This is a genomic window from Jatrophihabitans sp. (assembly GCF_035474675.1).
GTDB lineage: Bacteria > Actinomycetota > Actinomycetes > Mycobacteriales > Jatrophihabitantaceae > Jatrophihabitans_A.
Window position 1 is genome coordinate 1 of record NZ_DATINC010000055.1, and the last position, 9,109, is coordinate 9,109.

9 protein-coding genes are annotated in these 9,109 nt (G+C 71.8%); 1 reads left to right on the forward strand and 8 read right to left on the reverse strand.

The features are described from left to right. The 6 genes from carB to pyrR all read right to left on the reverse strand — a co-directional run. On the reverse strand, positions 1–2,457 hold a 2,457-nt coding region (carB, locus tag VLJ82_RS06355; protein WP_408662487.1), incomplete at its 3' end, for a carbamoyl-phosphate synthase large subunit. Next, entirely contained in the window at positions 2,457–3,641 is a 1,185-nt protein-coding gene (carA, locus tag VLJ82_RS06360; RefSeq protein WP_408662488.1) for a glutamine-hydrolyzing carbamoyl-phosphate synthase small subunit, read from the reverse strand. The genes carB and carA, both read right to left, overlap by 1 nt. Continuing rightward, a complete protein-coding gene (locus tag VLJ82_RS06365; protein ID WP_408662489.1) occupies positions 3,641–4,192 on the reverse strand; it encodes a transporter in 552 nt (183 codons plus the stop codon). Before VLJ82_RS06365 ends, carA begins: the two co-directional genes overlap by 1 nt. Continuing rightward, positions 4,189–5,523, reverse strand: coding sequence for a dihydroorotase (locus VLJ82_RS06370; RefSeq protein ID WP_408662490.1), 1,335 nt, complete (start codon positions 5,521–5,523; stop codon positions 4,189–4,191). Before VLJ82_RS06370 ends, VLJ82_RS06365 begins: the two co-directional genes overlap by 4 nt. Continuing rightward, positions 5,520–6,536 carry an aspartate carbamoyltransferase catalytic subunit gene (locus VLJ82_RS06375; protein WP_408662491.1) on the reverse strand — a complete coding sequence of 339 codons (1,017 nt, stop codon included), beginning with the start codon at positions 6,534–6,536 and terminating at the stop codon, positions 5,520–5,522. Before VLJ82_RS06375 ends, VLJ82_RS06370 begins: the two co-directional genes overlap by 4 nt. Further along, a complete protein-coding gene (pyrR, locus tag VLJ82_RS06380) occupies positions 6,533–7,180 on the reverse strand; it encodes a bifunctional pyr operon transcriptional regulator/uracil phosphoribosyltransferase PyrR (protein ID WP_408662492.1) in 648 nt (215 codons plus the stop codon). The genes VLJ82_RS06375 and pyrR overlap by 4 nt, the downstream gene beginning before the upstream one ends. Before the next feature lie 315 nt (positions 7,181–7,495). Between pyrR and VLJ82_RS06385 the strand changes: the two genes are divergently transcribed. Further along, positions 7,496–8,002, forward strand: a complete 507-nt coding sequence (locus tag VLJ82_RS06385) for a transcriptional regulator (protein ID WP_408662495.1) — start codon at positions 7,496–7,498, stop codon at positions 8,000–8,002. A 13-nt stretch (positions 8,003–8,015) separates the two neighbouring features. Here VLJ82_RS06385 and nusB read toward each other — a convergent pair whose 3' ends face one another. Together nusB and efp are read right to left on the reverse strand one after the other, a co-directional pair. Beyond that, positions 8,016–8,438, reverse strand: a complete 423-nt coding sequence (gene nusB, locus VLJ82_RS06390) for a transcription antitermination factor NusB (protein ID WP_408662493.1) — start codon at positions 8,436–8,438, stop codon at positions 8,016–8,018. A gap of 169 nt (positions 8,439–8,607) precedes the next feature. Then, a partial coding sequence (gene efp, locus VLJ82_RS06395) for an elongation factor P (RefSeq protein ID WP_408662494.1) occupies positions 8,608–9,109 on the reverse strand: 502 nt, incomplete at its 5' end.

The window sequence follows — 9,109 nt, forward strand, 5'->3', positions numbered from 1 at the left end:
GCGGACCCGGTCGATGGTCCGGCCGTCCAGGGTGATCGGCGGCAGCGAGCAGGCCGAGTCGCCGGAGTGGATGCCGGCCTCCTCGATGTGCTCCATCACCCCGCCCAGGTAGAGCTCGGTGCCGTCGTAGAGGGCGTCGACGTCGATCTCCACGGCGTCGTCGAGGAACCGGTCCACCAGCACCGGGTGGTCCGGGGTGATGTGGGTGGCCTTGGCGATGTAGGTCGCCAGCCCGGTCTCGTCGTAGACGATCTCCATGCCGCGCCCGCCCAGCACGTAGGACGGCCGGACCAGCACCGGGTAGCCGATCGAGTCGGCGACCTGCTTGGCCTCGTCGAACGAGGTGGCCAGGCCATACCGGGGCGCCGGCAGCCCGATCTGCTGCAGGATCCGGCCGAACTCGCCGCGGTCCTCGGCCAGGTGGATCGCTTCGGGCTGGGTGCCCAGCACCGGCACCCCGGCGTCCTTGAGCCGCTTGGCCAGGCCCAGCGGGGTCTGCCCGCCCAGCGTGCAGATCACCCCGGCGACGGTGCCGGACTGCCGCTCGGCGTGCACCACCTCCAGCACGTCCTCGAAGGTGAGCGGTTCGAAGTACAGCCGGTCGGCGGTGTCGTAGTCGGTGGAGACGGTCTCGGGGTTGCAGTTGACCATCACCGTCTCGAAGCCGGCCTCGTGCAGCGCCATCACCGCGTGCACGCAGGAGTAGTCGAACTCGATGCCCTGCCCGATCCGGTTCGGCCCGCTGCCGAGGATCAGGACCTTGGGACGTTCGCGCTGCGGGCTGACCTCGGTCTCGGAGTCGTAGCTGGAGTAGTGGTACGGGGTGCGGGCGGCGAACTCGGCGGCACAGGTGTCCACGGTCTTGTACACCGGCCGGATGCCGGCCCGGTGCCGCAGCAGCCGGACGCCGTCCTCGCCGGCCAGCTCCGGCCGCAGCGCCGCGATCTGCCGGTCCGACAGGCCGTGCCGCTTGGCCCGGCGCAGCAGCTCGGCGGTGAGGCTCGGTGCCTCGGCCAGCTCCCGGCCGACCTCGCCGATCAGCGCCAGCTGGTCGACGAACCACGGGTCGATGCCGGTGGCCTCGGCCACGTCGGTCACGCTCGCACCGGCCCGCAACGCCCGCTCGACGGCGTAGATCCGCCCGTCGGTGGGCACCGCGGCGATCCGGAGCAGCTCGGCAACCGAGGCGGTTTCGGGGTCCGGATCGGCGCCGGTCCAGAACCCGGCCATGGCCGTCTCGGTGGAACGCAGCGCCTTGCCCAGCGCCTCGGTGAAGTTGCGCCCGATCGCCATCGCCTCGCCCACCGACTTCATGTGGGTGGTGAGCACCGGGTCGGCACCGGGGAACTTCTCGAACGCGAACCGCGGCACCTTGATCACCACGTAGTCCAGGCTCGGTTCGAAGCAGGCCGGGGTGGCGCCGGTGATGTCGTTGCTGACCTCGTCCAGGGTGTAGCCGACCGCCAGCTTCGCCGCGATCTTGGCGATCGGGAATCCCGTTGCCTTGGAAGCCAAAGCGCTCGATCGCGACACCCGCGGGTTCATCTCGATCACGATCATCCGGCCGGACGCCGGGTCGACGGCGAACTGGATGTTGCAGCCGCCGGTGTCGACGCCGACCTCGCGCAGCACCGCGATGCCCACGTCGCGCATGTGCTGGTACTCCCGGTCGGTCAGCGTCATCGCCGGCGCCACGGTGATCGAGTCGCCGGTGTGCACCCCCATCGGGTCGATGTTCTCGATGGAGCAGACCACCACCACGTTGTCGTTGCGGTCGCGCATCAGCTCCAGCTCGAACTCCTTCCAGCCGAGCACGCTCTCCTCGACCAGCACCTCCTGCACCGGTGAGGCGGCCAGCCCGCGCTCGACCCGGGTCCGCACCTCCTCGGCGGTGTGCGCCATCCCCGAGCCGAGGCCGCCCATGGTGAACGACGGCCGGATGACCACCCGGTTGCCCACCGTCTCGGCGAAGGCGATCGCCTCGTCCAGGGTGTGGCAGACCGCCGAGGCGGGCACGTCCGCGCCAACCGTCCGGACGATGTCCTTGAACTTCTGGCGGTCCTCGCCGCGCTGGATGGCGTCGATGTCGGCGCCGATCAGCTCCACGCCGTAGCGTTCCAGCACGCCGCGGGCGTGCAACGCGACCGCCAGGTTCAGCGCGGTCTGCCCGCCCAGGGTGGCCAGCAGCGCGTCGACCGGATGACCCAGGGCCGCCTCGGTCGCGATCACCTTCTCCACGTACTCCGGGGTGAGCGGCTCGATGTAGGTGGCGTCGGCGAACTCCGGGTCGGTCATGATGGTGGCCGGGTTGGAGTTCACCAGGCTGACCCGGAAGCCCTCACTGCGCAGCACCCGGCACGCCTGGGTGCCGGAGTAGTCGAACTCGCAGGCCTGGCCGATCACGATCGGGCCGGAGCCGATCACCAGGATGTGGGAGATGTCGGTGCGCCTGGGCATCAGGCTGATCCATTCTGCTCTTCGCGCGAGCGCTCATCGCCGGGCTCGCTCCGCTCCTCGCTGCGCTGCGATGCTCGCTCGCGACCCTCCAATAGCTCGGCGAACCGATCGAACAGGTACGCCGCGTCGTGCGGGCCGGCCGCGGCCTCCGGGTGGTACTGCACCGAGAACGCCGGGACGTCGCGGGCCCGCAGCCCCTCCACCACGTTGTCGTTGAGGCAGATGTGGCTGACCTCCACCTCGCCGAAGTCCGTCGAGGTCGGCCGGTCGATCGGAGCGTCAACGGCGAAGCCGTGGTTGTGGGCGGTGATCTCCACCTTGCCGGTGGCCCGGTCCTGCACCGGCTGGTTGATGCCGCGGTGGCCGTAGCGCAGCTTGTACGTACCGAAGCCGAAGGCGCGGCCCAGCAGCTGGTTGCCGAAGCAGATGCCGAACACGGGCAGCTGCGTGCCGAGCAGTTCGCGCAGCAGCGCGACCGCATCGTCGGCGGTGGCCGGGTCCCCGGGCCCGTTGGACAGGAACACCGCGTCGGCACCGGTGTCGAGCACCTGGCGCAGGCTCGAGGCGGCCGGCAGCACGTGGGTGGTGATGCCGCGCTCGGCCAGGCGGTGCGGGGTCATCGCCTTGATGCCGTAGTCCAGCGCGGCAATGCTGAACCGCCGGGTGTCGATCGCCTCGACGGTGTAGGGCTCGCCGGTGCTCACCTCGCCGGCCAGGTCCGCGCCGGCCATCTGCGGCGAGGCCAACACCCGCCGCCGCAACGACTCCGGATCCAGGTCGGTGCTGGAGATCCCGCAGCGCATCGCGCCCCGCTCGCGCAGGTGCCGGGTCAGCGCCCGGGTGTCGATCCCGGAGATCCCGACCACGCCCTGCGCGACGAGCTCCTCGTCCAGTGACCGGGTGGCCCGCCAGCTCGACGTCCGGCGGGCCGGGTCGCGCACCACGTAGCCCGACACCCAGATCCGGCGGGACTCCGGGTCCTCGTCGTTGACCCCGGTGTTGCCGATGTGCGGCGCGGTCTGCACCACCACCTGGCGGTGGTACGACGGGTCGGTCAGGGTCTCCTGGTAGCCGGTCATGCCGGTGTTGAACACCGCCTCGCCGAAGGTCTCACCGGCCGCCCCGTAGGACTCGCCGGCGAATGTCCGGCCGTCCTCGAGCACCAGAATGGCTTTGTCTGTCATCAGATTGCCTCGTTCTCGGTTCCGGTGCGCGTCCCGTGACCGGCACTGCCGGTACTGGTGGCGGGTGCGGTCAGGTGCTCCAGCGCGGCCAGCCACGCCGGGTACCCGGTCTTGTCCTCGGCTCGGATGCCGCTGTCCAGGTCCTGCCCGCCGTGCCGCCAGCGCAGCACCAGCAGCCCGCCCGCGCCGACCACCTTGCCGGCCAGCGCCGGCTCCAGCCGGGCGTCGACCAGCTGGTCAGCGGGCAGGAAGACCGGGCTGCTGCCCTGCCGCTCGACCAGCACGCCGGCCTCGGTCAACCGGGCCAGCGCGGCGGCCCGGACGCCCAGGCCGCGGGCCACGATCCGGTCCTGCCACCGGGTGGCGAGCGTGGTGCCGACGTAGAGGCCGGCCAGCGGCGCGGCGAGCTCGGCACCGAGCGTGCCGGGCACCGCGGGCAGCTCCGGCAGCCAGTCCTGGCGCGCGCCGCGGTGCCGCCAGCCCAGCCGCATGCCGGCCAGGGCCAGGGCGAACAGCAGCACGCAGCCAGCCACCAGCAGCAGCCGGGTCATGCCCACACCGCCGAGGCCCCTGACAGTGCCGGCACGACCCCGTCGCGGGCGGTGGGCCGGCCGCGCAGGAAGGTGGCCAGCACCCGGCCCGGCAGCCGCCGGCCGGCGAACGGGGTGTTGCGCGACAGCGAGGCCAGCGCCGCCGGCTGCACCACCCAGCTCGCGGAGGGGTCGACCAGGGTGAGGTTGGCCGGCTCCCCCACCGCGATCGGGCGGCCGTGCCCGGCCAGCCGGCCGATCACCGCGGGCCGGACGCTCATCCGGTCGGCGAGCCCGGCCCAGTCCAGCCGGCCGGGTTCGACCATCGTCTCGATCAGCACCCCCAGCGCGGTCTGCAACCCCAGCATGCCGAACGCGGCGTCGGAGAAGGCGTGGTCCTTGTCGTGCGCGGCGTGCGGGGCGTGGTCGGTGGCGACCGCGTCGATGGTCCCGTCAGCCAGGCCCGCCCGCAGCGCCTCGACGTCCTCGGCCGGCCGCAGCGGCGGGTTGACCTTGTAGAGCGGGTCGTAGCCGGCCAGCAGGTCGCAGGTCAGCAGCAGGTGGTGCGGGGTCACCTCGGCGGTGACCGGGATGCCGCGTTGCTTGGCCCAGCGCAGCACGTCCACGCTGCCGGCGGAAGAGACGTGGCAGACGTGCAGCCGCGAGCCGGTGTGCCGGGCCAGCATCACGTCCCGGGCGATGACGCTCTCCTCGGCGACCGACGGCCAGCCCGGCAGCCCCAGCCGTCCGGACAGCTCCCCCTCGTGCGCGCAGCAGCTGGCGTCGGCCAGCCGGGGGTCCTGGGCGTGCTGGGCGAGTACGGCGTCGAAGGGCTTGAGGTACTCCAGCGCCCGGCGCATCAACCGGGCGTCGCTGACGCAGTGCCCGTCGTCGCTGAACACCCGGACGGCCGCCGACGAGCGGGCCATGTTGGCGATCTCGGCCAGCTGCTCGCCGGCCAGCCCGCGGGAGACCGCTCCCACCGGGCGCACGTCGACCAGGCCGGCCAGCTCGCCGAGCCGGGCCACCTGCTCGACGATCTCGGCGGTGTCGGCGACCGGGTTGGTGTTGGCCATCGCGTGCACCGCGGTGAACCCGCCCAGGGCCGCGGCGGCCGAGCCGGTGGCGATCGTCTCGGTGTCCTCGCGGCCGGGCTCGCGCAGGTGGGTGTGCAGGTCGACCAGCCCGGGCAGCAGCACCGCCCCGTCGGCCTCGATCAGCTCGGCGCCGTCCGGCCGCTCCAGCGACGGGCCGAGGCCGGCGATCGCGCCGTCGGCCAGCAGCACGTCGACCGCCGCGGCACCCAGCGGCCGGACGCCGCGCAGCAGCACCGGCCGGGAGAACCCGGTCACGCGTGCACCGCCGCGGGGTGCGGCTCGCCGGTCGTCCCAGTACGTCCGGAGCCCTCGTCGGCACCGGCCATCAGGTGGTAGAGCACCGCCATCCGGACCGCCACGCCGGCCCGGACCTGGTCCAGCACCAGCGACCGGGGGCTGTCGGCGGCGATCGAGGAGATCTCCAGGCCGCGGTTCATCGGGCCGGGATGCAGCACCGGGGCGTGCTCGGGCAGCAGGTCCAGCCGGGCCGGGCTCAGCCCGTAGCCGATCGCGTACTCACGCTCGGTCGGGAAGTACCCCACGGCGGCCCGACCGCCGCCGGAGGACCCGGTGCCCATCCGCTCGCGCTGCACCCGCAGCATCATCACCGCGTCGACGTCGCCGGCGACCTTGCCGGCCAGGGTGGCGTCGAGGTCCCAGCTGGTGGAGCAGTTCCAGGTGTGCACGCCGGCCGGCATCAGGGTCGGCGGCGCGACCAGGGTCACCTGGGCGCCCAGCAGGCCGAGCAGCAGGACGTTGGACCGGGCCACCCGGCTGTGGGTCAGGTCGCCCACGATCACGATGTGCCGGCCGGCCAGCTCGCCGAGCCGGCGGCGCAGCGTGAAGGCATCCAGCAGCGCCTGGGTGGGGTGCTCGTGGGTGCCGTCGCCGGCGTTGATGACCGGGCAGTCGACCCATTCGGTGACCCGGTGCGCCGCCCCGGAGCTGGGGTGCCGGATCACCAGCGCGTCTACCCCGAGCGCTGCCACGGTGAGCGCGGTGTCGCGCAGGCTCTCGCCCTTGCTGACGCTCGACCCCTTGGCGCTGACGTTCACCACGTCCGCCGACAGCCACTTGCCGGCGATCTCGAACGACGACCGGGTGCGGGTGGAGTCCTCGAAGAACAGGTTGACCACGGTGCGCCCGCGCAGCGCCGGCAGCTTCTTCACCTGCCGGTGCTGGATGGCGTCCATCTGCTCGGCGGAATTCAGGATCTCGTATGCGCCGGCGGCGTCGAGGTCGGCGGCCGACAGCAGGTGCCGGGTCATGCCGGCCCTCCAGCCCTGGCAGTACCGGCGGCACCGGCGTGGATGCTGACCTCGTCCACCCCGTCGGTCTCGGCCAGCCGCACCCGGACCTGCTCCTCGGCCGAGGTCGGCAGGTTCTTGCCCACGTAGTCGGCCCGAATCGGCAGTTCGCGGTGCCCGCGGTCGACCAGCACCGCCAGTTGCACCGCACGCGGGCGGCCCAGGTCGGTCAGCGCGTCCAGCGCGGCGCGCACCGTCCGGCCGGAGAACAGCACGTCGTCGACCAGGATCACCAGCTTGCCGTCCACACCGCCGGCGGGCTCCACGGTGCGGCCCAGCGGGCGGCTGGCCTGGGTGCGCAGGTCGTCGCGGTAGAGGGTGATGTCCAGGCTGCCCAGGCCCACCCGGACGCCGGCGAAGGTGGCGATCCGCTCGGCGAGCCGGTGGGCCAGCGGCTCGCCGCGGGTCGGGATGCCCAGCAGCACCACGCCGTCGCCGCCGGAGGTCTTCTCCAGGATCTGGTGGGCGATCCGGTCCAGCACCCGGGCGATGTCGTCGGCCTGCAGGACGGTCTTGGCGCCCGCCGCGGCCGGCCGCGGGTCGGCCGGAGGGGTGAATGTCGGGGAGAGGGGGACTGATGTGTCCGAAATGGGCTGCGCAGGCACGCTGCGTAGACCTCCTTCCTCGCCTCACAGGACGAGTCGTTAAAGGACGTCGTAACAAAGCCGACGGTAGCAGAATGAAGCATGGCAACCGCAGTTGACCGCTAGTGTCGGGTTACCCGGTTACAGTATGTGGAAGTGTTACTCTGTAAAATCAGCGTTACGCAAGGATTTGCTAGCACAGCCAGTTGAGAACGACTACCACCCGTGGCCAATCTGTTGAAGGACGGGGACGTGACTGAGCACAACACTCCGACCATCGGTGACGACGTCGCCGCGGCCCCGGGGGCCGAAGGCGCCGGCTCGGAGGTCGCCGGGCTGGCTCCGGGTGACCGAGAGTATGCCCGCGCGCTGGGTAGCCGGTTGAGGGCTGTCCGTTCCCAGCAACGGCTGTCCCTGCACGGTGTGGAGCGCAAGTCCAACGGCAAGTGGAAGGCAGTCGTCGTCGGTTCCTATGAGCGCGGCGACCGCGCGGTGTCGGTGGCCCGGCTCGCGGAGCTGGCCGAGTTCTACGGCGTGCCGATCTCCGAACTGCTGCCCGCCGAGGACGGCGCGACCAGCAGCCGGTCCGACAGCGGCGGCAAGGTGGTGCTCGACCTGCAGAAGCTGCAGCACGTACCGGCCGAGGACGCCGCCCCGCTGGTCCGCTACGCCCACTCCATCCAGCGGCAGCGCGGCGACTACGGCAACAAGGTGCTCTCGATCCGCGGCGAGGACCTGCGGGCGCTGGCCCTGATGTTCGACACCTCGCTGGAGCGGCTGACCGAGAAGCTGGTCGCCTGGGGCGTGCTGGCGCCGGGCTCGATCGGCCACGGCCTGGAGTAACTCCGCTGCCGGCTCAGGTGGCTGCCGTGCCGCCGGCCGGCAGCTGATCGCGCAGCACCCTGCCCAGGATTCCGTTGACGAACTTCGGCGAGTCGTCGGTGGACAGCAGCTTGGCCAGCTCCACCGCCTCGTCGATGGCCACCGCGTCGGGTACGTCGGTGGCCCACAGCAGCTCGTACAACCCGACCCGCAGCACCGCCCGGTCCACCCCGGGCATCCGGTCCAGCGTCCAGCCCTCGGAGTAGTCGTTGAGCAGCTGGTCGATCGCCGCCCGATGCTCGGCGACGCCCTCGATCAGCTCGATGGTGTAGTCACTGATCGGCGGGTCGGCCAGCGCGATCCGCTCGGCCAGCGTGCTCACCGGGTCCGCGCCGCGCAGGTCGGCCTCGTAGATCAGGTCGACGGCGCGCTTGCGAGCCTTGCTCCGAGCGGCCACCTAGCTCACCGGCTCTTCGCGCGAGCGCTCATCGCAAACCTCGCTGCGCTCCTCGGCGCTGACGCGCCTGCGATGCTCACTCGGAAGACTCGGCTCTTCGCGCGAGCGCTCATCGCAAACCTCGCTGCGCTCCTCGGCGCTGACGCGCCTGCGATGCTCACTCGGGTCACTAGCTGTTGACGCGGCCGAGGTAGCGGCCGTCCCGGGTGTCGATCTTGATCTTCTCGCCGGTGGTGACGAACAGCGGCACCTGCACCTCGGCGCCGGTCTCCACCGTGGCGGGCTTGGTGCCACCGGTCGCCCGGTCGCCCTGCAGCCCGGGCTCGGTGTAGGTGATCAACAGCTCGACCGAGGTCGGCAGCTCGATGTAGAGCGGCACGCCCTCGTGCACCGCGACCATCGCCTCGGAGTTGTCCAGCAGGTAGTTGGCACCGTCCCCGACGACCGCACCCGGCACGTGGACCTGCTCGTAGGTGTCGGCGTCCATGAAGACGAAGTCGTCGCCTTCCTTGTACAGGTAGGTCATGCCGCGCTTGTCCACGGTGGCGGTCTCGACCTTGGTGCCGGCGTTGAACGTCCGGTCGACCACCTTGCCCGACAGCACGTTCTTCAGCGTGGTCCGCACGAATGCGCCGCCCTTGCCCGGCTTGACGTGCTGGAACTCCACCACG

What these genes read in the sequence shown, in the direction of transcription:
- carA (WP_408662488.1), bottom strand. Translation starts at nt 3,641, where the DNA reads ATGACAGACAAAGCCATTCTGGTGCTCGAGGACGGCCGGACATTCGCC.
- VLJ82_RS06365 (WP_408662489.1), bottom strand. Translation starts at nt 4,192, where the DNA reads ATGACCCGGCTGCTGCTGGTGGCTGGCTGCGTGCTGCTGTTCGCCCTG.
- VLJ82_RS06375 (WP_408662491.1), bottom strand. Translation starts at nt 6,536, where the DNA reads ATGACCCGGCACCTGCTGTCGGCCGCCGACCTCGACGCCGCCGGCGCA.